The 21,187-nt window shown below is 67.3% G+C and carries 22 protein-coding genes; 11 read left to right on the top strand and 11 right to left on the bottom strand.

Annotated elements, in window-relative coordinates; translation table 11 throughout:
• Nucleotides 1-326: 326 nt before the first annotated feature.
• Together C6W92_RS09615 and C6W92_RS09610 are read right to left on the bottom strand one after the other, a co-directional pair.
• Nucleotides 327-731, bottom strand: coding sequence for a VOC family protein (locus C6W92_RS09615; protein WP_129432768.1), 405 nt, complete (start codon nucleotides 729-731; stop codon nucleotides 327-329).
• Entirely contained in the window at nucleotides 728-1,756 is a 1,029-nt protein-coding gene (locus tag C6W92_RS09610; RefSeq protein ID WP_129432767.1) for an FAD-dependent oxidoreductase, read from the bottom strand. Before C6W92_RS09610 ends, C6W92_RS09615 begins: the two co-directional genes overlap by 4 nt.
• 53 nt (nucleotides 1,757-1,809) lie before the next feature.
• Here C6W92_RS09610 and mnmD point away from each other — a divergent pair, with 53 nt between their 5' ends.
• The 5 genes from mnmD (at nucleotide 1,810) to C6W92_RS09585 (ending at nucleotide 7,504) form a co-directional block, all read left to right on the top strand.
• Nucleotides 1,810-2,487, top strand: a complete 678-nt coding sequence (gene mnmD / locus C6W92_RS09605; protein WP_129432766.1) for a tRNA (5-methylaminomethyl-2-thiouridine)(34)-methyltransferase MnmD — start codon at nucleotides 1,810-1,812, stop codon at nucleotides 2,485-2,487.
• Nucleotides 2,484-3,350, top strand: coding sequence for a DMT family transporter (locus C6W92_RS09600; protein WP_129432765.1), 867 nt, complete (start codon nucleotides 2,484-2,486; stop codon nucleotides 3,348-3,350). The genes mnmD and C6W92_RS09600 overlap by 4 nt, the downstream gene beginning before the upstream one ends.
• Nucleotides 3,351-3,580: 230 nt before the next feature.
• Nucleotides 3,581-5,272: a 30S ribosomal protein S1 gene (gene rpsA / locus C6W92_RS09595; protein WP_129432764.1), complete on the top strand. Its 1,692-nt coding sequence runs from the start codon at nucleotides 3,581-3,583 to the stop codon at nucleotides 5,270-5,272.
• A 168-nt stretch (nucleotides 5,273-5,440) separates the two neighbouring features.
• Nucleotides 5,441-6,841, top strand: a complete 1,401-nt coding sequence (locus C6W92_RS09590) for a selenium-binding protein SBP56-related protein (RefSeq protein ID WP_129432763.1) — start codon at nucleotides 5,441-5,443, stop codon at nucleotides 6,839-6,841.
• Between the two features lie 3 nt (nucleotides 6,842-6,844).
• Nucleotides 6,845-7,504 carry a hypothetical protein gene (locus C6W92_RS09585; RefSeq protein WP_129432762.1) on the top strand — a complete coding sequence of 220 codons (660 nt, stop codon included), beginning with the start codon at nucleotides 6,845-6,847 and terminating at the stop codon, nucleotides 7,502-7,504.
• 6 nt (nucleotides 7,505-7,510) lie between these two features.
• On the opposite strand, the gene C6W92_RS09580 is transcribed toward C6W92_RS09585, so the two are convergent.
• A complete protein-coding gene (locus tag C6W92_RS09580; protein ID WP_129432761.1) occupies nucleotides 7,511-7,822 on the bottom strand; it encodes an HNH endonuclease in 312 nt (103 codons plus the stop codon).
• A 56-nt stretch (nucleotides 7,823-7,878) separates the two neighbouring features.
• Between C6W92_RS09580 and C6W92_RS09575 the strand changes: the two genes are divergently transcribed.
• Nucleotides 7,879-9,039 carry a TIGR03862 family flavoprotein gene (locus C6W92_RS09575; RefSeq protein ID WP_129432760.1) on the top strand — a complete coding sequence of 387 codons (1,161 nt, stop codon included), beginning with the start codon at nucleotides 7,879-7,881 and terminating at the stop codon, nucleotides 9,037-9,039.
• Nucleotides 9,040-9,103: 64 nt separating this feature from the next.
• Here the strand turns inward: C6W92_RS09575 and C6W92_RS09570 are convergent, their stop codons facing one another.
• The 4 genes from C6W92_RS09570 to leuS all read right to left on the bottom strand — a co-directional run bounded on the left by C6W92_RS09570 (nucleotide 9,104) and on the right by leuS (nucleotide 14,262).
• A complete protein-coding gene (locus C6W92_RS09570) occupies nucleotides 9,104-9,691 on the bottom strand; it encodes a glutathione S-transferase family protein (RefSeq protein WP_104018714.1) in 588 nt (195 codons plus the stop codon).
• Nucleotides 9,692-10,209: 518 nt separating this feature from the next.
• A complete protein-coding gene (holA, locus tag C6W92_RS09565) occupies nucleotides 10,210-11,235 on the bottom strand; it encodes a DNA polymerase III subunit delta (RefSeq protein ID WP_129432759.1) in 1,026 nt (341 codons plus the stop codon).
• Nucleotides 11,232-11,723, bottom strand: a complete 492-nt coding sequence (lptE, locus tag C6W92_RS09560) for an LPS assembly lipoprotein LptE (protein ID WP_129432758.1) — start codon at nucleotides 11,721-11,723, stop codon at nucleotides 11,232-11,234. The genes holA and lptE overlap by 4 nt, the downstream gene beginning before the upstream one ends.
• The gene (gene leuS, locus C6W92_RS09555; protein WP_129432757.1) at nucleotides 11,710-14,262 is read right to left on the bottom strand and encodes a leucine--tRNA ligase; all 2,553 of its coding nucleotides are present in this window, start codon (nucleotides 14,260-14,262) and stop codon (nucleotides 11,710-11,712) included. The genes lptE and leuS overlap by 14 nt, the downstream gene beginning before the upstream one ends.
• Nucleotides 14,263-14,414: 152 nt before the next feature.
• On the opposite strand from leuS, the gene C6W92_RS09550 reads away from it, so the two are divergent.
• Entirely contained in the window at nucleotides 14,415-15,659 is a 1,245-nt protein-coding gene (locus C6W92_RS09550; RefSeq protein WP_129432756.1) for a glycosyltransferase, read from the top strand.
• Here the strand turns inward: C6W92_RS09550 and C6W92_RS09545 are convergent.
• Nucleotides 15,617-16,072, bottom strand: a complete 456-nt coding sequence (locus C6W92_RS09545; protein WP_129432755.1) for a helix-turn-helix domain-containing protein — start codon at nucleotides 16,070-16,072, stop codon at nucleotides 15,617-15,619. The genes C6W92_RS09550 and C6W92_RS09545 overlap by 43 nt on opposite strands.
• 74 nt (nucleotides 16,073-16,146) lie before the next feature.
• On the opposite strand from C6W92_RS09545, the gene C6W92_RS09540 reads away from it, so the two are divergent.
• Nucleotides 16,147-16,773 carry a cation transporter gene (locus C6W92_RS09540; RefSeq protein ID WP_129432754.1) on the top strand — a complete coding sequence of 209 codons (627 nt, stop codon included), beginning with the start codon at nucleotides 16,147-16,149 and terminating at the stop codon, nucleotides 16,771-16,773.
• Here the strand turns inward: C6W92_RS09540 and C6W92_RS09535 are convergent.
• Nucleotides 16,767-17,270, bottom strand: a complete 504-nt coding sequence (locus C6W92_RS09535) for a DUF3576 domain-containing protein (RefSeq protein WP_129432753.1) — start codon at nucleotides 17,268-17,270, stop codon at nucleotides 16,767-16,769. The two genes, C6W92_RS09540 and C6W92_RS09535, sit on opposite strands and share 7 nt — an antisense overlap.
• Nucleotides 17,271-17,367: 97 nt before the next feature.
• Here C6W92_RS09535 and C6W92_RS09530 point away from each other — a divergent pair, with 97 nt between their 5' ends.
• The gene (locus tag C6W92_RS09530; RefSeq protein ID WP_129432752.1) at nucleotides 17,368-18,021 is read left to right on the top strand and encodes a YggS family pyridoxal phosphate-dependent enzyme; all 654 of its coding nucleotides are present in this window, start codon (nucleotides 17,368-17,370) and stop codon (nucleotides 18,019-18,021) included.
• Between the two features lie 47 nt (nucleotides 18,022-18,068).
• Here C6W92_RS09530 and C6W92_RS09525 read toward each other — a convergent pair whose 3' ends face one another.
• Nucleotides 18,069-18,728 carry a hypothetical protein gene (locus tag C6W92_RS09525; protein WP_129432751.1) on the bottom strand — a complete coding sequence of 220 codons (660 nt, stop codon included), beginning with the start codon at nucleotides 18,726-18,728 and terminating at the stop codon, nucleotides 18,069-18,071.
• Between the two features lie 52 nt (nucleotides 18,729-18,780).
• Nucleotides 18,781-19,605 (bottom strand): LOG family protein, encoded by an 825-nt coding sequence (locus C6W92_RS09520; protein WP_129432750.1) that lies wholly within the window; start codon nucleotides 19,603-19,605, stop codon nucleotides 18,781-18,783.
• 80 nt (nucleotides 19,606-19,685) lie between these two features.
• Here C6W92_RS09520 and C6W92_RS09515 point away from each other — a divergent pair, with 80 nt between their 5' ends.
• Entirely contained in the window at nucleotides 19,686-20,606 is a 921-nt protein-coding gene (locus C6W92_RS09515) for a serine/threonine dehydratase (RefSeq protein WP_129432749.1), read from the top strand.
• A 21-nt stretch (nucleotides 20,607-20,627) separates the two neighbouring features.
• Complete coding sequence (smpB, locus tag C6W92_RS09510; protein WP_104018725.1) at nucleotides 20,628-21,104, top strand: SsrA-binding protein SmpB; 477 nt, start codon at nucleotides 20,628-20,630, stop codon at nucleotides 21,102-21,104.
• The last annotated feature ends 83 nt before the right edge of the window (nucleotides 21,105-21,187 follow it).

Below are 21,187 nucleotides of genomic sequence, written 5' to 3'. Positions count from 1 at the left end.
CGCGCTCTTTGCTCGCCACGCGGGCGACGCGCCCGGCGGCCGAGTGCGCAGGCGCATCGTCGAAGGTTGATCGGGTTTGGTCGGGCGCTGCCATTCGCCTCCTGCCTCGCGCGGAATAGAGGCGTGCTTGCACGCCGCCGCGCGAGCGCCCGTCCGCCCCCTCGGGCGGGCGCTTTTGCAACGTTTAACCCCGCACAATTGTTGAAGTATTTTGCACCATAAAGCGAAGACCACAACTGTTTCAGCGCCCACCCGGCGGACGGGCCCTCGCGCGGCTCCGCACGTCATCCCCAAAGGTAGGTCAAGGCCAAAACCTCCCCCCGCGCTCACACCGCCCGGTTGGAGATCTCCAGCAGGTTGCCATCGGGGTCGCGCAGGTAGAGCGAGACGATTGGCCCCGTGGCCCCGCTGCGCGGCACCGGGCCGTCCTCGACCGCGACGCCCAGCGCCGCGAAATGCGCCTGCCAATCGCCGAGCGGCACATCGGACAGGAAACACAGATCGGCCGAGCCGGGGGTGGCGCGCGCGGCGCGCGGGGTGAACTCGGCCCCGGCCTGATGCAGGTTGATCTTCTGCGTGCCGAAACGCAGCGCGTGACGGGCGCTGCCATCCGTGGCGCGGAACACCTCCGGCACCATCCCCAGCACGTCCTGGTAGAAGGCGACCGTCGCCCCGATGTCGGCGACGGTCAGCACGAGATGGTCAAGGCTGGCAAGGCGCGGCCCAGTCATAGCGAGGCCTCCGGGCGAAAGCCGGCGGGGATGCGGTCCACCCCGTCGAGCATCAGCTCGGCCATCACCTCGGCCACCTTCGGCGCCATGCCAAAGCCGATCTTGAACCCGCCATTGGCGATGAACTCACCGTGCCGCAGCGGGTGCGCCCCCAGCATCGGTGCGCGGCTTCGCGCGCGCGGGCGCAGCCCGGCCCAGCGTTCGATCACCGGCGCACCGGCCAGCGCGGGGATCGCCGCGCAGGCGCGCGCGATCACGTCGTCGAGTTGCGCATCGGTGGCGGCGGGATCGTCATAGTCGCGCTCGGAAGTGGAGCCGATCGCGGTGGTCCCGTCGGCGTGGGGCACAACGTGCACCCCGTCGGCAAACAGTTGCGGCGCCTCGCGCGCGTCCAACGCCAGCAGCGCGGCCTGCCCCTTGACGCCATTGCCCGCGGCGCGGCCCGCCGCATGGCTCAGTTCCTCCAGCCCCGCCACCCCGGTGGCCCACAGCACGCGGCCCTCTTGCGGTCCCTCGCGCACCACCTCAGTCCCCCGCGCGCGCAGCGCCGCCACCAGCGCCTCGCAGGCGTGGCGCGGATGCAGGCGCGCGCTCAGCGTGTCGCGGATGACGTGGCCGGTGGGGCTCTCGGGGCACCATTCTCCCCCGGCAGGTTCCACCCGCCACGCCGCCTTGCCCTGCCACAGCGCCGCCGCGCTCGCTTGCCGCGCGCGGGCCAGTGCCAGACCGCTCTCGTCCATCACCGGCTGTATCCGGCCCAGCCGCGCATAGCCCGGCTGCACACCGCCCGCGTCGGCCACCTCCTGCCAGAACCCCTCGGCCATGATCAGGCTTTTGAGCTGAAACGCCTTCTTGTCGTTCCAGTTCTCCGGCACATGCGGGGCGAGCGCGCCGACCAGGCCCCCCGACGCCCCCGCACCGGGACCGCCCGGATCGATCACCCGCACCCGCGCCCCGCGCCGGGCACAGGCCCAGGCCACCGACAGGCCGAATATCCCCGCCCCCATCACCGTCACATCGGTCATTGCACATTCCCCCGGCACCCGGCATCCTGCCCGCCGTTCTAGAGGATTGCCCCATGCAGGACCAGCAGGCCGGGATCGACTGGCGCGACGGCGATGTGCCGGTCTCGACCCGGTTCGACGATCCGTATTTCAGCCTCGAGAACGGTCTCGCCGAGACGCGGCACGTTTTTCTCGCGGGCAACGATCTGCCGGCGCGATTCCGCGACGGGTTTCACATTGCCGAGCTTGGCTTTGGCACCGGGCTCAACCTGCTGGCCGCGCTGCATGCCTGGCGGGCGGGAGGTGTGGCGGGACGGCTCATCTTCACTTCTTTCGAGGCATTCCCGATGGCAGCGCCAGACATGCGCCGCGCGCAATCCCGTTTTCCCGATCTCGCACCGCTCGCCGCAGAGCTTGCGCCGCATTGGCGGGGCGGCGGGCAGCGGATCACGCTGCCCGATCTCGATTTCACGCTGGTCGAGGGCGACGCACGCAAAACACTAAACCATTGGCCGGACAAGGCCGATGCGTGGTTTCTCGACGGGTTTTCACCCGCCAAGAACCCCGAGCTCTGGCAGCCCGACCTGATGGAGAGCGTCGCCCGCCACACAGCAAAGCGCGGAACGGCGGCCACCTACACGGCGGCGGGTTTCGTGCGGCGGGGCTTGGAGGCGGCGGGGTTTTCTGTCAGCCGTGTTCCGGGATACGGGCGCAAGCGCCACATGACCCGCGCAGTACTGGACAGGCAATGACCGATCAGAACACCCGCCTCGGCATCTGGATGATGGTGCTGACCACCTTCATCTTCGCCGTGCAGGACGGCATCTCGCGCCACCTGGCGGGGGAATACAACGTGTTCATGGTGGTGATGATCCGCTACTGGTTCTTTGCCGCCTTCGTCATGACCGTCGCCGCGCGCCGCGCCGGCGGGCTGATGGCCGCCGCCGCCACCGCGCAGCCGCTGATGCAGGGCTTTCGCGCGCTGCTTCTGGTGGCCGAGATCTGCGTGATGATCTACGGTTTCACCCTCCTTGGGCTGGTCGAGAGCCACGCGGTATTCGCCGCCTACCCGCTATTGATCGCCGCGCTTTCCGGCCCGGTTCTGGGCGAGAGCGTGGGCTGGCGGCGCTGGGTGGCGATCGGCGTGGGTTTTGTCGGTGTCGTCATCATCCTCGAGCCCGGCTTCGGCGTGTTTCAGCCCGCCGCCATCATCCCCTTCATCGCCGCGCTGATGTTCGCGCTCTACGGGCTGCTCACGCGGTTCGTGGCCAAGCTCGACGACGCGGCCACCTCGTTCTTCTGGACCGGCACCGTGGGGTCGGTCGCGATGACGGCGGTGGGCGCGTGGTTCTGGGAGCCGATGACCGGCCCGGACTGGGTCTGGATGGGGGCGCTCTGCATCACCGGGGCGGCGGGGCACTACACCCTGATCAAGTGCTACGAGGTCGCCGAGGCGAGCGCGGTGCAGCCCTTTGCCTACCTGCAACTGGTGTTCGCCAGCACCATCGGCATCCTGGTGTTTTCCGAGACCATCCGCCTCAACGTGGCGCTGGGCGCGGCGCTGATCGTGGGGGCGGGGCTGTTTACCCTGTGGCGGCAGCGGCGCGCGGGTTGACGCGCACCGGCGATCTTGCCGCTTGATTTACGCCCGCGTGGCCGCTATGACGCCCGTTGTCAACAAGGCGGAACCGCCGCAGGACCGAAGAGAGCGAGCAGGGTCGGCATCCCCGGCCCTCTTTGTTTTGTGGCCCGCCTGACCAACGAACCCCCGTTCCACCGCAGGTGGACACCACCCAAAGACCGGCGGAGACAACCGCACGGCCGGAAAATGAACGTTACAAAGGAATGAAACGCCACATGGCTCAGAACGCATCTATGGAGGAATTCGAGGCCCTCCTTAATGAAAACCTCGAAATGGACACCCCCGACGAGGGCTCTGTCGTCAAGGGCAAGGTCATCGCCATCGAGGCGGGCCAGGCCATCATCGACGTCGGCTACAAGATGGAAGGCCGCGTCGATCTCAAGGAATTCGCGAATCCCGGCGAGCAGCCCGACATCCATGTCGGCGACGAGGTCGAAGTCTACCTGCGCTCCGCCGAGAACGCCCGCGGCGAAGCCGTGATCAGCCACGAGATGGCCCGCCGCGAGGCGGCGTGGGACCGTCTCGAGAAAGCCTATGCCGACGAGGAGCGCGTCGAGGGCGCGATCTTCGGTCGCGTCAAGGGCGGCTTTACCGTCGATCTCGGCGGTGCGGTGGCCTTCCTGCCCGGCTCTCAGGTCGACGTGCGCCCGGTGCGCGACGCCGGCCCGCTGATGGGCCTCAAGCAGCCGTTCCAGATCCTCAAGATGGACCGCCGCCGCGGCAATATCGTCGTGTCGCGCCGCGCCATCCTCGAGGAAAGCCGCGCCGAACAGCGCGCCGAGGTCATCGCCAACCTCACCGAGGGTCAGGCCGTTGACGGCGTGGTCAAGAACATCACCGAATACGGCGCCTTCGTCGATCTCGGCGGTGTCGATGGCCTGCTGCACGTCACCGACATGGCATGGCGCCGGGTCAACCACCCCTCCGAGATCCTGTCGATCGGCGAGACCGTCAAGGTCCAGGTCATCAAGATCAACAAGGAGACGCACCGCATCAGCCTCGGCATGAAGCAGTTGCAGGAAGATCCGTGGGATCTGGTGGCGGCCAAGTATCCGCTGGCCTCTGTCCACACCGGCCGCGTCACCAACATCACCGACTACGGCGCCTTCGTCGAGCTGGAGCCCGGTGTCGAGGGGCTGGTTCACGTCTCGGAAATGTCCTGGACCAAGAAGAACGTGCACCCCGGCAAGATCGTCTCCACCTCCCAGGAGGTCGAGGTCATGGTGCTCGAGATCGACCCGGCCAAGCGCCGCGTCAGCCTCGGGCTCAAGCAGACCATGCGCAACCCGTGGGAAGTGTTCGCCGAGCAGTACCCGCCGGGAACCGAGGTCGAGGGCGAGGTCAAGAACATCACCGAGTTCGGCCTGTTCATCGGCATGGAAGGCGACATCGACGGCATGGTTCACCTCAGCGATCTGAGCTGGGACGAGCGTGGCGAGGACGCCATCCAGAACTACAAGAAGGGCGACGTGGTTCAGGCTGTCGTCTCGGACGTGGATGTCGAGAAAGAGCGCATCTCGCTCTCGATCAAGGCGCTGGGCGGCGACAAGTTTGCCGAGGCCGTGGGCGGCGTCAAGCGCGGCTCGATCGTCACCGTCGAGGTGACCGCGATCGAGGATGGCGGCATCGAGGTGGAATACGAAGGCATGAAGTCCTTCATCCGCCGCTCCGACCTCAGCCGCGACCGCTCCGAACAGCGCCCCGAGCGGTTCTCGGTCGGTGACAAGGTCGATGCCCGCGTGACCAATATCGACAGCAAGACCCGCCGTCTCGGCCTGTCGATCAAGGCCCGCGAGATCGCCGAAGAGAAAGAGGCCGTCCAACAGTTCGGCTCGTCCGACTCGGGCGCGTCGCTGGGCGACATTCTCGGCGCGGCGCTCAAGGGCGACAAGTAAGCCAAGGCGCCGCAAGGCACCCGGACGGCCCCGCCTCGGCGGGGCCGTTTGCGTTTGGCGGCCCGTTTCAAAGGATTTGCCGTAAACCGGGATTCGTGAGAGGCTGAAAAACCAGCGAAAAGCTTCATGCGTTACCCATTGGGCGCGCATTAAGGGAGGATACCGCAGATGAACCTCAGACCCGATCCCACGTTCCACGCCACCCCGAAACTGGCGATGGAGGCTCCCGCCGAAACGCTCGCCTTTACCCTGATGCTCAGCCCCGACGGCAGCCAGCCGGACGGGCTCGCCGTGGTGGATGTGGACCCCAAGTCGAAATCCTATGGCCAGATCCTGCATCAGGTCATCATGCCCTACACCGGCGACGAGTTTCACCATTTCGGCTGGAACGCCTGTTCGTCCTCGCTGTCGCCGCTGACCGGGCATGCCTTTCTCGAACGGCGATACCTGATCATCCCCGGCATCCGTTCGAGCCGCATCTACATCATCGACGTCAAGGAGCCGCTCAAGGCGAAAATCCACAAGATCATCGAACCCGAGGAAGTGTTTGCCAAGACCGGCTATTCGCGCCCGCACACCATCCATTGCGGCCCCGAGGGCATCTATGTCAGCACCCTTGGCGGCGGCGGCAAGGACGGCACCGACGGCCCGCCGGGCATCTTCATCATGGATTGCGAAACGTTCGAAATCCTCGGCCGCTACGAGATGGATCGCGGCGCGCAGGACAAGCATTACGATTTCTGGTGGAACCTGCCGCGCGATTACATGGTCAGTTCCGAATGGGGCCTGCCACCGCAATTCGAGAACGGCATCGTGCCCGAGGACCTGCTGTCCAACAAGTACGGCCACGCGATCCATTTCTGGAAACTGCGCGAACGCCGCAACGTGCAGACCATCGACCTTGGTGAGAATCACCAGATGGCGCTCGAAATCCGGCCCGCGCACGACCCGGCCAAGGATTACGGCTTCTGCGGCGTGGTCGTGGACACCACCAATCTCGAAGGCTCGATCTGGACGTGGTGGCGCAAGGATGACGGCACATTCGAGGCGAAGAAGACCGTCACCATCCCGCCGCAGCCCGCCGCCCCCGATGACCTGCCCGCGCTGCTCAAGGGCTTCGAGGCGGTGCCGCCCCTGGTCACCGATATCGACCTCAGCCTCGACGACAAGTATCTCTACGTCGCCTGCTGGGGCACCGGCGAGATGCACCAATACGATGTCTCCGACCCGATGAAGCCCGTCCTCGCGGGCAAGGTCGAACTCGGCGGCATCGTGGCGGACACCAAGCACCCCAATGGCCGCGATTTCGCCTACGGCCCGCAGATGGTAGAGATCAGCCGCGACGGCAAGCGCGTCTACTGGACCAACTCGCTCTATTCGACGTGGGACGACCAGTTCTACCCTGATGACGAGGGCGGGCAGATGGTGATGGCCCATGTCGGCGAGAACGGCGGCCTGACGCTCGATCCCGATTTCTACGTCGATTTCCCCAAGGGCTATCGCGCGCACCAGATTCGCCTCGAGGGCGGCGACTGTTCCACCGACAGTTTCTGCTATCCGTCCGTCTGACGCGTGGCTGATCTGAATACGACGGCGGCCCTGTGGTGGGCCGTCGTCGCCTCGGGGCTCTACCACGGCATCAATCCCGGCATGGGCTGGCCGCTCGCGGTCTCGGCAGCACTGATGGAGCGTGCGCGCGGCAGCCTGTGGCAGGCGCTCGCGGCGCTCGCCGGCGGGCACCTGCTGGCGATGACCGCGATCCTGTTTCCGTTCTCGATGCTGGTCTCGCTGGTGACGTGGCAGCGCGAAATCCAGATCGGCGCGGCCTGTCTCGTGATCGGCCTCGGGCTCTACCTTCTGGTCAACCGGCGGCACCCCCGGTTCCTCGCCCGGGTGCCGCCCTCGCGGCTGGTGCTATGGTCGTTCCTCGCGGCCACGGCGCACGGCGCGGGGCTGATGCTGGTGCCGATCTATCTCGGCATCTGCGACCTCGCACAGGAGGGCGCAGGCCACACCGCCGCCTCCACGCTAATGCGCAGCACGCTGGCCACCGCCACCCTCGTCGCCGTGGTCCACACCCTTGCCATGACGGCGGCGGGCGGCACGCTGGCGTTCGGCGTCTATCGCTGGCTGGGGCTGAAATTCCTGTCGCGAAGCTGGTTCAACCTCGACCTGCTCTGGGCGCTGAGCCTTGTCCTCGTCGGCGGCCTGTCGCTCTGGCACGCGCTCTGAGCCACGTCACCGCTTGCGCCGCGCGCCGGGTGTCTTCGAGTGAAATTCCGGCGGGCGCTTCGCCACCCACGCGATGAACCGCGCCAGCCGTGGATGGGCGCGCAACGCCTCGATACTGTGATAGTCCCGCGCCAGCTCCGCCTCGGTCAGCGTGGCGTGGATCTCGTTGTGGCAGATCTGGTGCAGGCGCACCACCGGCCCGCCCTTGCCGCCCTTGAGCTTCGGCACGAGGTGGTGAAGGCTCTGCCGCGCATCCGGCGGGATGGGCCGCAGGCACAGCGGGCAGATCGGGGTCTCGGGCGGTTTCTCTTGATCCATTGCGGCGCTCCGGGCCATAGCATGGCCCAACGTGAACCGAGGGCAAGGGGCAAGTGATGGAAGCGCTGGTCATCGGGGCCGGGCCCGCCGGGCTCATGGCAGCGCGCGAGCTGGCCCGCGCCGGGCTGCGCGTGACGCTGGCGGAGGGCAAGCCATCGGCGGGTCGCAAACTCCTGATGGCCGGGAAATCGGGGCTGAACCTGACCAAGGATGAGCCGTTCGAGGATTTCCTCGCGGCCTACGGCGCGCGCGCCGACTGCTTGCGCCCGATGCTCGAGGCGTTCGGGCCAGAGGCTGTGCAGGACTGGGCGCGGGAACATGGCCAACAACTGTTCACCGGCTCGACGGGCCGCGTCTTTCCCCGCGTGATGAAGGCCTCGCCGCTCCTGCGCAGCGTGCTGGCCGAATTGCGCGGCCTGGGTGTTGATCTCCGCACCCGCTGGCGCTGGACCGGGTGGCAGGACGACGCGGTGTCCTTCGACACGCCCGAGGGGCCACAGCGGCTCTCCCCCGCCGTCACCGTGCTGGCCTGCGGCGGGGCAAGCTGGGCGCGGCTCGGCTCGGACGGGGGGTGGAGCGCATATCTTGCATCCGACGCCCTCGCCCCGTTCCGCCCCGCCAACATGGGGTTTCTCGTGGACTGGTCGCCGCACATGGCCTCGCATTTCGGCCAGCCGGTAAAGGGGGTGGAGTTGCAGGCAGGCACGGCGCGGTCGCGTGGCGAATTCGTCATCTCCGCCACCGGGCTGGAGGGCGGCGGCATCTACGAGGTGAGCAGTGCCCTGCGCGACGGTGCGCCCCTCCTGCTCGACCTGCTGCCGGACCTGTCAGCGGATCAGATCGCCGCGCGGTTGGCCAAGGCGCGGGCGCGCGACAGCCTCGGCAACCGGCTGCGCAAGGCGCTGCGGCTGGAGCCTGCCAAGCTCGCGCTGGCGATGGAGTTTGCCCGCACCGCGCCCGATCTGCCCGCCGCGCTCAAGGCCCTGCCGGTGCCGCTCAGGGGCCCCCGCCCGATGGATCAGGCGATTTCCACGGCGGGCGGGCTGCGACTTGAGGCGCTCGACGCTGGCCTCATGCTGCGCGCCCGCCCCGGCACCTTCGCCGCCGGCGAGATGCTCGATTGGGAGGCACCCACCGGCGGCTACCTGCTGACCGCCTGCCTCGCTACCGGCCTTTGGGCGGGCCGCCACGCCGCCGCCTATGCGCGGGCCTTGTGAGTCCGGTTTCTTCTTGGTCAAAATACTCCGGGGAGTTCGAGGGGCTGGCCCCTCGATCCCACCCTCAGGGCAGCGCTGCCGCCCGCTGAAACGCGGGCCGCGCCATCATCGCCTCGAGATATGCCGCCAGCCGCGCGGGCGGTTCGGGAAACCCCGCCTTGCCCGCCCACATCAGGCAATGCGCCAGCAGGATATCGGCGATGGTCATCGTCTCGCCCTGCAGGAACGGCCCGGCAAGCGCCCCCTCCAGCCCCTTGATATTGCGCTCGTATTCCCACTTGAGCGAGTCCTTGACCGCCGCCACCCGCTGCGCCTCGGGCAGCACGAAGGAATGCCGCGCCGCCGTCCACAAAAGCGCGTCCACCTCGTCGAGCACCCGGTGCGTCAGCGCGTCCTGCGCGGCGCGCTCATGGCTGCCGGGGGCATGGGTCAACTGCCCGTGCCGGTCGGCGAGAAAGGTCATGATCGCGGTGGAATCGGTCAGCACCCGGTCGCCATCGCGCAGCGCCGGTATCTTGCCCGAAGGATTGACCGCCAGCGCCTCGTCCGAGCGCGGCGCGACGGGCAGGTGGGTGTAATCGAGCCCCATCTCCTCTAGCAGCCACAGCACTCGGAAAGCCCTGCTCGCCCGCGATCCGATGACGTCATACATGGTGGTGTCCCCGCTTGATCCGTTGTCGCGGCACCATTGCGCAAAGGGCGGGCCGTGGCAACGGCATGTGGGGGAATGAGGGTCCGGCCGGGCGGGCCGGGCTTGGCCTATACCTGCCGTTCGGTGCTTGGCCCCCGCGCGGAATCAAGGTGCCGCAAGGCACCGCCGCGCAGCGCCCGACCGCCCCTCGGGCGGGCGCTCTTGCAACGTCCGAGCCCGCACAATCGTTGAAGTATCTTGCTCCATAAAGCGCTGACCACACTCGTTTGAGCGCCCACCCACGGTCGTGCGCTGCGCGGCTGATCCTCAAGCCACGCCTCAAGGCTCTCCCGGTCCCGGATATCCGACACGTCCACCATTCCCCGAACCCTGCCCCGCCCATCGCCCGCTGTCCACCGCGCGCCGCGTTAACCCCGGCCCCCGCCGCAAACCGCACCGCCGGAATACCGACAGGATACCGACGCCATGCCAACCAGGAATTTCTTACGATTTCAGCACGTTAACCCTGATTCGCCGTCTCACCGCGCCGCCAGCATCGCCAGCCGGATCAGCGCCCGTTCCACCAGCGCCATCTCGGGGGCGCGCTGCGCGGCCGAGCGCAGCGTCAGGTCGGTCTCGGTCAGGATGCTCAGCGCCTGTTCCAGCTTTGGCGCGCCCCAGTTCTGCGCCTGCCGCAGCATCCGGTCGCGGCGGGGGCCAAAGACCGGCGGGCGCAGGCGGGCGATGCCCTTGGCCGCCCCGCCGGGGTCGGCGGCGGCGGTGTAGAGGGCGCGGAAATGGCGCGCGGCCCCGATGCACAGCCCCACCGGCTGCACCCCCTGCGCCTTGAGCCGTCGCAGCACCGGGCCGATCTCGGGGGCGCGGCCCTCGGCTACGACATCGAGGATGTCATCGAGATCGGCCTCGGTCGAGGCGGGGGCGCAGGCGGCGATATCCTCGGCCGACAGGGGCGTGTCGTCGCCTATCTTGTACAGGGCCAGCTTCTCCATCGTCTGCCGGAAATCGCCGGGATCGAGCGTCCGGGCAAGCGCCGTGAGGTCTGCCATCACCGGCCCGGGAATGTCGCTCAGCCCGGCGCGGGCCAGCACCGCCTCGATCTCGTCGCGCGATGGCGGATCGTCATAAATTCCAACGGCATAGGCGTTGCTATGTGCCTCGAACGCCTTGCGCAGCTTCGACGTGGCCTTGAGCTGCCCGGCGGTGACGACGATCTGCGCATCGCCCTCGGTCCAGTCGCCAAGGGCCGCGACGACCGGGTCGGCGACGCTGTCATTTGCGTCCTCCACCAGAACCGCGCGCGCACCGGGAAAGAACCCTTGCGCCTTGACCGCATCGAGGAGCATGGCCCGGTCGCGCCGCAGGTCGGCGGCGGCGAGGCGGGTGAGCCGCATCTCTTCCTCGGCACTAGAACCAAGCAGCGCGGCGATCATCTCCTGCCGCCTGAGCGCCACCCGCATGGCATCCGGGCCGTAGATCAGCAGCCCCGTGCGCTGCGGCTCGGGCCGGGCGAAATAGCGGGCGGCCTCGCGCGTGCCGAGCTTCATCGCGACCGGCTGGCCGCCGCGGCGGCGAGGCGGGTGAGCATCTGGTCGGCGAGCATCTGCATCAGCCTCGCTTCGGCGTCACGCGCGGCGGCGCGGGTGACGATCGGCGTGTCGAAGGTGGAATACCCCGTGAAATTCGTGACTTTGCCGTTATCGACCTTCTTGCCGGTCTCCAGATCGGTAAGCGTGTAATGCACCGTACCGATGAGATTGGCGCGCGCGGCGACGTTGCTGCGGTCGATGGCGATAGCCTCCGAGCGCAGGGCGATCGCCGGGCGAAGCTCGTAGCGGGGCGCCTCGGGCCGTCCCAGACGCGCCTCGATCTCGCTGGTCAGCAGGAATCCCGCACGGCCCTGTGGGGCCGTGACGCGGACCTGCCCCATCAGCGCATCGCCACCACCGCCGGGCCCGTAGACCGGCGCAAAGCCGCAGCCCGCCAGCGCGGCGAGACCCGAGAACAGGAACAGGCGGCGGTCAGATGACGACATTCACGATCCGTCCGGGGACGACGATGACCTTCTTGGGCGCCGCCCCCTCCAGCGCCCTTTGCACAGCATCATGCGCGAGCGCCGCCTTTTCAACCTCGGATTTGTCCATGTCGCGGGGCACCGCGATCTCGGCCCGGCGCTTGCCGTTGATCTGGATGGGCAGCGTCACCGTGTCGTCGATCAGCATTGCCGGATCGGCCTTGGGCCAGGCGGCGGTCGCCACCAGCCCCTCGCCGCCCAGCATGGACCACACGTCTTCGGCCAGGTGCGGCGTCATCGGCGACATGAGCTGCGCCAGCGTCAGTGCCGCCTCGGTCTTTGCTGCCTGCCCGGCCTTCGATTTCGCGAGCGTGGCGGTAAAGGCATAAAGCCGCGCGATGGCCGCGTTAAAGCCGAAGGATTCCACGCCCTTGGTGACCTCGTCGATGGTCTTGTGCATCTCGCGCAGGAGCGCGGTATCGGCCTCGGGGGCCGGGTCCTTGGGGGTCTCCGCGATCTCGGCGGCCAGCCGCCAGACGCGCGACAGGTGGCGATGCGCGGCCTCGGCGCCCGAGGCCGTCCACTCCACGTCACGCTCCGGCGGGCTGTCCGACAGCACGAACCAGCGCGCGGTATCGGCCCCGTATTGCGCGATGATGGTCGACGGATCGACCACGTTCTTCTTGGATTTCGACATCTTGGAGGAGGGGATGATCTCGACCTCGGTACCATCGGAGAGGCGGCCCTCGCTCACCTCCTCCGGAAGGTGATAGACGGGGCGGCCGCGCGCATCGCGGGTCTGGTAAATCTCGTGCGTCACCATTCCTTGGGTAAACAGCGCATCGAACGGCTCGATGGCACTCGCAGGCAGGTGCCCGCAGATATGCATCGCCCGGGCGAAGAAGCGGGAATACAGCAAGTGCAGGATCGCATGCTCGATGCCGCCGATATACTGGTCCACGTTCATCCAGTACTCGGCCTCGGCCATGTCCGTGGGCGTCGTGGCACGGGGCGCGGTGAAGCGGGCAAAATACCACGACGAATCGACAAACGTATCCATCGTGTCGGTCTCGCGCCGGGCGGGTTTGCCACAGGCGGGGCAGGCGCATTTCGCCCATGTCGGGTGCCGGTCGAGCGGGTTGCCGGGGATGGAAAAATCAATCGGCGTGCCGCCCTCGTCATAGGGCAGTTGCACGGGCAGGTTCTCTTTCCTTTCCGGCACCACGCCGCAGGCGTCGCAATGCACCACCGGGATCGGGCAACCCCAGTAACGCTGCCGCGACAGGCCCCAGTCACGCAGGCGGAACTTGACCTGCGCGGTGCCCAGACCCTGCGCCTCGAACCAGTCGATGGTGGCGTCGATCCCCTCCTGGCTGGTCGCCTCGCCCACGCCCGCGAAATGGTCGATATAGACCACCTTCTCGGACTTGGCGGGCACCAGCGCCTCGGTCCCGACCTCGCGCTCGTCACCCGGCATGTAGAACGCGTTGCGCACCTCCAGCCCGTATTTGCGCGCGAAATCCAGATCGCGCTGGTCATGCGCCGGACAGCCGAACACCGCGCCCGTGCCGTAATCCATCACGACGAAATTGCCGACCCATACCGGCAATTCACGATCGGGCCAGACCGGATGACGCACCGTGATGCCGGTGTCGATCCCCTTCTTCTCGGCCTTCTCCATCGCCGCCTCGGTGGTGTCCATCTTGCGCGTCTCGGCAACGAAGTTGGCCAGCTCCGGGTTGGTCTCGGCCAGCGCGCGCGAGACCGGATGCTCGGGCGAGATGGCGATAAAGCTCGCACCGCGCATGGTATCGGGACGGGTCGAATAGCACAGGATCGGATCGCCGCCATCGGTGCGATGGAACGGAATCTCGATCCCGCGCGAGCGCCCGATCCAGTTCTCCTGCATGGTGCGGACCTTGGCGGGCCAGTCGTCGAGCCTGTCCAGCGCCTCGAGCAATTCCCCCGCGAAATCCGAGATGCGAAAGAACCATTGCGTCAACTCGCGCCGCTCGACCTCGGCGCCCGAGCGCCAGCCACGTCCGTTCTCCACCTGCTCGTTGGCAAGCACGGTCATGTCCACCGGATCCCAATTGACGACGGCGTTCTTGCGATAGACGAGGCCCTTCTCCAGGAAATCGAGGAACAGCGCCTGCTGCTGGCCGTAATATTCCGGGTCGCAGGTGGCGAATTCGCGGCTCCAGTCGATCGATAGCCCCAGCGGCTTCATCTGCTCGCGCATGGTGGCGATGTTGCCATACGTCCAGTCCTTGGGGTGGCCGCCGGAGGCCATCGCCGCGTTCTCGGCGGGCATGCCAAAGGCATCCCAGCCCATCGGGTGCAGCACGTTATGCCCCGTCGCGATCTTGTAGCGCGCCACCACGTCGCCCATCGTGTAATTGCGCACATGGCCCATGTGGATGCGCCCCGACGGGTAGGGGAACATCTCCAGCACATAGTATTTCGGACGGCTCTCGTCCCGCCGGGCGCGGAAAATCCCGGCCTTGTCCCACGCCTTCTGCCAGTTTGCCTCGATCTCGGCTGGTGAATAGCGCGACATGCCTTGCGCCCCTCTTCTTGCGGTCCCGTTTGGGCTGCGGTGATAGGCGCTTGTCGCCCCTTGGTCCAGTGTCAGGGCACAAAAATGCGGGGCTTGGCCCGATGCGCGCCGCTCGGCTATAAGCGCCCCGAGGCAGCAAGGCAGGCAGAGACGTGAATATCCTTTTCATCCATCAGAATTTTCCGGGTCAATACAAGCACCTCGCCCCCCGGCTGGCGAGCATGGGGCACCACTGCGTAGCGCTGACCCTGCGGGTCAAGGAGGCGCAGACATGGCAGGGGGTGCGGATCATCCCCTACAGCCTGCCAAACCGGCCCGGGCAGGTGGTGCACCCCTGGCTGGTGGATTTCGATAGCAAGGTGACGCGCGGCGAGGCGTGCTGGCGTGCGGCGATGAGACTGCGCGACCGCGGCTACGCGCCCGATCTCATCCTCGCCCATCCCGGCTGGGGAGAATCGCTTTTCCTGCGCGATGTCTGGCCCGAGGCGCGGCTGGGGCTCTATTGCGAGCTTTACCACCTCGCGGGCTGGCCGCATCTGGACTTCGATCCCGAGTTTCCCAGCAAGACCCCCGAGGCCGAGTCGCTCCGCATCCGAATGAAGAACCTCAACAACGACCTGCATTTCGAGACCGGGCACGCGGGCATCAGCCCGACCCGGTTTCAGGCCAACACCTTCCCCGCGCGCTTTCGCGACCGCATCACGGTCAGCCATGACGGCATCGACACCGTCGCCGCCTGTCCAAAGCCCGATGTGCGGCTAGAGGTGGAGGGCGCGGGCGAGCTGGGCCGCGAGGACGAGGTCATTACCTTCGTCAACCGCAATCTGGAACCTTACCGCGGCTATCACGTGTTCATGCGCGCGCTGCCGCGTCTGTTGCGCGAGCGGCCAAAGGCCCGCGTGCTGATCGTGGGTGGCGACGAGGTGAGCTATGGCGCCCGCCCGCCCAAGGGCCAGACCTGGAAACAAATCTTCATCGACGAGGTGCGCGAGCAGATTTCAGACGATGACTGGGCGCGCGTGCATTTCCTCGGGCGCATCCCCTACGAGCGGTTCCTGCGGCTGTTGCAGGTGAGCCGCGTGCATGTCTACCTGACCTATCCCTTCGTGCTCAGCTGGTCGCTGATGGAGGCGATGAGCTGCGGCGCGGCGATTGTGGCAGGCGATACCGAGCCGGTGCGCGAGGTCATCACCCATGACGAGACCGGGCGGCTGGTGGATTTCTTCGACGGCGCGGCGCTGGTGGACGAGGTCTGCACCCTCCTCGACGACGAAGGCGCGCGGCGACGGTTGGGACAGGCGGCGCGCGACCTGATCCGGGCGCGCTACGATCTCCAGACGATCTGCCTGCCGCGTCAGGTGGCGTGGGTCAGCGAGGTGGCGACGGGGGGCGCGTGATCGTGCTCGCATAGCTCGTGATCGCCCAGCGACGCCAGCACGTAGCAATCCCGTGACGGCCCATCGCCGGTGCAGCCTTCGGTGATGCGGCTCAGTTCCGTTTCCAGCGCGCGCAGGCGGCGGATCTTGTGGCGGACGGCGTCGAGCTGGTCCTGCGCGATGCGCGTCGCCGTCTCGCAGGTGCGGTCGGGATGCTCCTGCAACTCGATCAGGGCAGAGATCGCCCCGAGCGAAAACCCCAGGTCGCGGGCGTGGCGGATGAAGCGCAGCCGCTCCAGCTCCGCCTGCCCGTAGCGGCGCTGGTTGCCGGCACTACGCCGGGGCGCGTCGAGCAGGCCGCGGTCCTCGTAATAGCGGATGGTGGGCACCTTGACGCCGGTTTGCCGGGCCAGATCGCCAATCGAGAAAAACATCGCAAACCCTCTTGAAGCTCTAGTCCCTAGAGAAATTACATTACGGGCAGGCAAGATGCAAAGGAGGTCCCGGAATGGCGGGATGTTGTGAACACGAGGTGCAGTTCGAAGGTGTGTCGGACGCCTATAAAAGGCGGCTCTGGCTGGTGATCGCGATCAACGCCGCGATGTTCGCGGTCGAGATGGGGGCCGGTCAGGCCGCGCAATCGCAGGCGCTCAAGGCCGACGCACTCGATTTCCTCGGCGATGCGCTGACCTACGGGCTGTCGCTGGCGGTGATCGGCATGTCTGTGCGCGTGCGCGCGACGGCGGCGCTGGTGAAGGGGCTGAGCCTGTTGGCAATGGGCGCCTGGGTGCTTGGCACCACGCTCTACCGGGTTGTCTATATCGGGGTGCCCGAGGCCGAAATCATGGGGGTCATCGGGTTTCTGGCACTCGCGGCCAACGTGACGAGCGTGCTTTTGCTGGTGGCCTACAAGGACGGCGATGCCAACGTGCGCTCGGTCTGGCTGTGCTCACGCAACGACGCCATCGGCAACGTGGCGGTGATGCTGGCGGCGCTGGGTGTCTGGGGCAGCGGCACCGGCTGGCCCGACGTGATCGTGGCTGCCGCGATGGCCGCGCTCTTCGTCAACTCGGCGGTGCAGATCATCCGGCAGGCGCGCGCCGAGCGGCGCGCCGCCGTCCTCGCGTCTCAGTAACGGCCGGCGCTGATCCGGATCTGGCGGGCGCGGTTGAGGATGGCATCCTCGACCGCGCGCTGCGTGGCGGCATCGACCGGACCGCGCCGTGTCTGCAGCGAGACCTTGAGCGCGCGGGCATCGAGCGCAGGATCGCTGATAAGCACGGTCGCGCGGTAGGCAGTGCCGCCGCCCGGTGGCGTGCCATACCCGGTGGAGATCACGCCGGTGAACGGGTCCGCGGCCTCGACAGGCAGGAAATCGAGCACTTCGAGCGCGGCGGTCCACAGGAACCGGTTGACCTTGACGGTATCGCGCCCGCCGCGGAAGGCATCGAGCAGCGACCCTTCGCTCGGATCGGGCTGTGCCTCGCGCCCGCCCTGCACGCGCATCGCCTCGGGGTCGAGCCGGGCATTCTGGAACGCGCTGCATCCCGCGAGGAGCACGAGGCTCACCGCAGCGAGGCCGACAAATCTGATACGCGATTGGGTCATGGCACCGTCCGGATCTGTTTCCATCCCGTGTATCCAAGCCGCCGCGCCGGGGCAAGCCCGTTGCACCCGCCCCGCGCCCGTGGCAGATCAGTTGCCACGGGACAACAGCGGGAGAATGCCGGTGAGCCTCAGCGAGATCAGGGATCGTATCGCCCGGGCCGAGGCCGGGGCCGGGCGCGCGCCGGGCAGCACGGCGCTTGTCGCCGTGTCCAAGGTGCAGCCGCAGGCGCGCGTCGAGGCGGTGCTCGAAGAGGGCCATCGCCTGTTCGGCGAGAACAAGGTGCAGGAGGCGGCAGGCCGATGGCCGTCCTTCCAGGAGCGTTACGAGGGCATCTCCCTGCATCTCGTGGGGCCGTTGCAGACCAACAAGGCGCGGCAGGCGATGGAGATGTTCGACGCCATCCATTCCCTCGACCGGCCCAAGCTCGCGCGCACCCTCGCCCGGCTGGCGCAGGAGACGGGCGGTTGCCCCGATCTCTTCGCGCAGGTCAATACCGGCGAGGAGCCGCAAAAGGCAGGGGTGCTGCCTGCGGACGCGGACGGGTTCGTGGCCGAATGCCGGGCGCTCGACCTGCCCGTGCACGGGCTGATGTGCATCCCGCCGGTGGACGAGGAACCAAGCCTGCATTTCGCGCTGTTGGCCAAGATTGCCGCGCGCAACGGGCTCACCGGGCTATCGATGGGGATGAGCGGCGATTTCGAGCGCGCGATCGCGTTCGGCGCCACCCATGTGCGTGTCGGCTCGGCCATTTTCGGCGAGCGGGATTACGGCTGAATGATCGGGCGCCGCGCAGTGGTGCGGCGCGGACCAGGCAGCCGTGTTCAGCGGATCTTTTCCGGATTCTGCGGCGCGACGAAAATCGCGGTGGCGAGCAGGGCAAAGACCAGCTCGTAGACCTCCCAATTGCGCGGCACATGGATGACCGCGACCACCCCGCTCGCCAGCAGCGCCAGCACCGCGTGGCGCAGCCCCGGCACCGGCACCGCCAGCGCATCGGCCACCCGCCGCAGCCATGCCACGCGGGGATAGAGCAGCGGCAGCACCACGAGATAGAGCAGTAGCACAGTGGTCAGGACGCTGCCGAACAGCACCCGCGCCAGCCGCACCTCGCCGACCATCAAATTGTGCAGGTTGGTTTCGCCCTGGTAGTTGTGCTCGGCAAAGAAATCGCCTGTTTCCCAGTTGAAAATCCGCTGCCCCCACGAGATTTCCTCGCCCGCCGCGAGAAAGAACAGCAGCGCATAGGCCCCGGTCAGCAGCGCCGCGCGCCACGCGCCGCGGCCCGCCAGCCGCACCGCGTTCGACAGAAGTACGAGGCTTGCCACCAGCAGGAACAGCGCCGTGCCATTCTCGACCAGCCGGTCCTCGGCGGCGAAGGAGAACTGGAAATAGTCAGGTGCGCGCCACGCGATTATGGTGCTGGCGGCCAAGGTTGCAACGATGAGTGCCAGCAGCAGGCGGTCGATCGTGTCGCGGTGCATCGCGCCCTCCCCGGGAATGGTCGTCGTCTGTTATGCGCGTGCGCGTCTCGCTTCAAGCCTCGGCATCGCTGTCCCAGCCCTCGATGATCGCGAACGCCTCTTCCGCCGTCTCGACGAAGTGGAACAGGTCGAGATCCTCGTCGCTGATCGTGCCCGCCTCGGCCAACGCGTCCCAGTTGATGATTCGCCGCCAGAAATCCTTGCCGAACAGCAGGAAGGGCACCCGCTTCATCCGGTCGGTCTGGATGAGGGTCAGCGCCTCGAAGGTCTCGTCGAGCGTGCCAAAGCCGCCGGGAAACACGCACACGGCCCGCGCCCGCATCAGGAAATGCATCTTGCGGATCGCGAAATAGTGAAAGTTGAAGCACAACCCCGGTGTGACGTACGCGTTGGGCGCCTGTTCGTGCGGCAGCACGATGTTAAAGCCGATGGACGCCCCCCCCGCATCTGCCGCGCCCCGGTTTCCGGCCTCCATCACCCCCGGTCCGCCGCCCGTGGCGATGATGTAGTCGCGCCCGTAGGTGGACATGGATTTCTCGGTCATCAGCCGGGAGAACTTGCGCGCCTCGTCGTAATAGCGCGACAGGTTCGCCAGTTCGGGCGTACGCGCGGTCTCCTTGTGCGACGGCTCTGGGATGCGCGAGCCACCGAACAGCACCACCGTGCTCTGGATGCCGCGCTCGTTGAGGATCATCTCGGGCTTGAGCAGTTCAAGTTGCAGCCGCACCGGGCGCAGTTCGTCGCGCAACAGGAAATCGTCATCGGTGAATGCCAGCCGGTAGGCGGGTGCGCGGGTCTGCGGTGTGTCGGGCACCTGCGCGGCGCTGGAGCGATCCGCCTGCGCATCGCGAAACAGGCTGTTGCGGTCGTTGTTCATCGCGGGCGATCCTCGCTTGGGTCCGGGCTCTCATGGGTATAGCGTTTGGCCGGTCAAGAAAAGCCAAAGAGGTGTGAGCGATGGACTGGCAGGCAGCAATTTCCGGGGCGGCGGCGCGGGTCGCGGATCACGTGCGGCGCACGCCGGTGGCAACCTTGCGGTTCGGCGCGCGAACCGTGAGGTTCAAGTTCGAGCAGATGCAGCATACCGGCAGCTTCAAGGCGCGCGGTGCGTTCAACACGCTGTTGCAGGCCGAGGTGCCGCAGGCCGGGATCGTCGCAGCCTCGGGCGGCAATCATGGCGCGGCGGTGGCCTGCGCGGCCGCCGGGCTCGGGCACCGCGCGCGCATCTACGTGCCGCGCATCGCCGGTCCCGCCAAGATCGCGCTAATTCGCGCGCAGGGCGCGGATTTGCAAGTCGTTCCAGGTGCTTACGCCGAGGCCGCCGAGCGCGCCGCCGAATGGCAGGCCGCCACGGGCGCGATGCAGGTGCACCCCTACGACGCCGAGGCCACCGTTGCCGGGCAGGGCACGGTCATGGCCGAGTGGGAGGATCAGGGCCTCGACGCCGACACCGTGCTCATCGCCGTCGGCGGCGGCGGCCTGATAGCGGGCGCGTTGGGCTGGCTTCAGGGCCGTCGCAAGTTGGTGGCGGTCGAGCCCGAAACCGCCTGCGCGCTGCACGCCGCGCTGGCCGCCGGGGCACCGGTGGATGTCGAGGTTTCCGGTATTGCCGCCAATGCGTTAGGGGCAAAACGGGTCGGCGATATCTGCTTCGGCCTGGCGCAGGCGCAGGGCGTCGAGAGCGTTCTGGTGAGCGACACCGCCATCGCCGAGGCGCAGGCGATGCTCTGGCGCGAGACGCGCCAACTGGTGGAGCCCGCAGGCGCCGCCGCGCTGGCGGCGCTGTTGTCGGGCGCCTATGTTCCGGCAGAGGACGAGCGGGTGGCGGTGCTGGTCTGCGGTGGCAATGTCGCGCCCGACCCGCTGGACAGCGTGTAACGCCAAGGATAGGACGCGCGCATGGCAAAGCCCAAGGATAACCCCAATTACAAGGTCGTCGCCGAGAACCGGCGCGCGCGGTTCGACTATGCCATCGAGGATGATCTCGAATGCGGTATCATCCTGGAGGGCTCGGAGGTCAAATCGCTGCGGCAGGGCGGCGCCAATATCGCCGAGAGCTATGCCACCGTCGATAACGGCGAATTGTGGCTCGTCAATTCCTATATCGCGCCCTACGAGCAGGCCAAGACCTTCGGCCACGAAGAGCGCCGCCGCCGCAAACTCTTGGTATCGCGCAAGGAATTGGCGCGGCTCTGGAACGAGACACAGCGCAAGGGCATGACGCTGGTGCCATTGGTGCTGTATTTCAACCATCGCGGCATCGCCAAGATCAAGATCGGCGTCGCCAAGGGCAAGAAGACCCACGACAAGCGCGAGACCGCCGCCAAGCGCGACTGGAACCGGCAGAAGCAGCGGCTCCTGAAGGAGCACGGCTAGGCTTTCCGACCGCGGTGTTTTCAAGACCGCGCGTACCGGCCTTGCCCTCTGGCGGGCTTGGCTGTAGGCAATGGCCAGTCAAT

This window comes from Roseovarius sp. A46, from assembly GCF_004126395.1.
Lineage (GTDB): Bacteria > Pseudomonadota > Alphaproteobacteria > Rhodobacterales > Rhodobacteraceae > Roseovarius > Roseovarius nitratireducens.
Note: the sequence above shows the minus strand (reverse complement) of the source record. Positions and strands in the feature narration are given on the sequence as shown.

Coding starts and splice junctions, on each gene's coding strand:
- C6W92_RS09615 (WP_129432768.1), bottom strand. CDS start 731: ATGACTGGGCCGCGCCTTGCCAGCCTTGACCATCTCGTGCTGACCGTC.
- C6W92_RS09610 (WP_129432767.1), bottom strand. CDS start 1,756: ATGACCGATGTGACGGTGATGGGGGCGGGGATATTCGGCCTGTCGGTG.
- mnmD (WP_129432766.1), top strand. CDS start 1,810: ATGCAGGACCAGCAGGCCGGGATCGACTGGCGCGACGGCGATGTGCCG.
- C6W92_RS09600 (WP_129432765.1), top strand. CDS start 2,484: ATGACCGATCAGAACACCCGCCTCGGCATCTGGATGATGGTGCTGACC.
- rpsA (WP_129432764.1), top strand. CDS start 3,581: ATGAAACGCCACATGGCTCAGAACGCATCTATGGAGGAATTCGAGGCC.
- C6W92_RS09590 (WP_129432763.1), top strand. CDS start 5,441: ATGAACCTCAGACCCGATCCCACGTTCCACGCCACCCCGAAACTGGCG.
- C6W92_RS09580 (WP_129432761.1), bottom strand. CDS start 7,822: ATGGATCAAGAGAAACCGCCCGAGACCCCGATCTGCCCGCTGTGCCTG.
- C6W92_RS09575 (WP_129432760.1), top strand. CDS start 7,879: ATGGAAGCGCTGGTCATCGGGGCCGGGCCCGCCGGGCTCATGGCAGCG.
- C6W92_RS09570 (WP_104018714.1), bottom strand. CDS start 9,691: ATGTATGACGTCATCGGATCGCGGGCGAGCAGGGCTTTCCGAGTGCTG.
- holA (WP_129432759.1), bottom strand. CDS start 11,235: ATGAAGCTCGGCACGCGCGAGGCCGCCCGCTATTTCGCCCGGCCCGAG.
- lptE (WP_129432758.1), bottom strand. CDS start 11,723: ATGTCGTCATCTGACCGCCGCCTGTTCCTGTTCTCGGGTCTCGCCGCG.
- leuS (WP_129432757.1), bottom strand. CDS start 14,262: ATGTCGCGCTATTCACCAGCCGAGATCGAGGCAAACTGGCAGAAGGCG.
- C6W92_RS09545 (WP_129432755.1), bottom strand. CDS start 16,072: ATGTTTTTCTCGATTGGCGATCTGGCCCGGCAAACCGGCGTCAAGGTG.
- C6W92_RS09540 (WP_129432754.1), top strand. CDS start 16,147: ATGGCGGGATGTTGTGAACACGAGGTGCAGTTCGAAGGTGTGTCGGAC.
- C6W92_RS09535 (WP_129432753.1), bottom strand. CDS start 17,270: ATGGAAACAGATCCGGACGGTGCCATGACCCAATCGCGTATCAGATTT.
- C6W92_RS09525 (WP_129432751.1), bottom strand. CDS start 18,728: ATGCACCGCGACACGATCGACCGCCTGCTGCTGGCACTCATCGTTGCA.
- C6W92_RS09520 (WP_129432750.1), bottom strand. CDS start 19,605: ATGAACAACGACCGCAACAGCCTGTTTCGCGATGCGCAGGCGGATCGC.
- C6W92_RS09515 (WP_129432749.1), top strand. CDS start 19,686: ATGGACTGGCAGGCAGCAATTTCCGGGGCGGCGGCGCGGGTCGCGGAT.
- smpB (WP_104018725.1), top strand. CDS start 20,628: ATGGCAAAGCCCAAGGATAACCCCAATTACAAGGTCGTCGCCGAGAAC.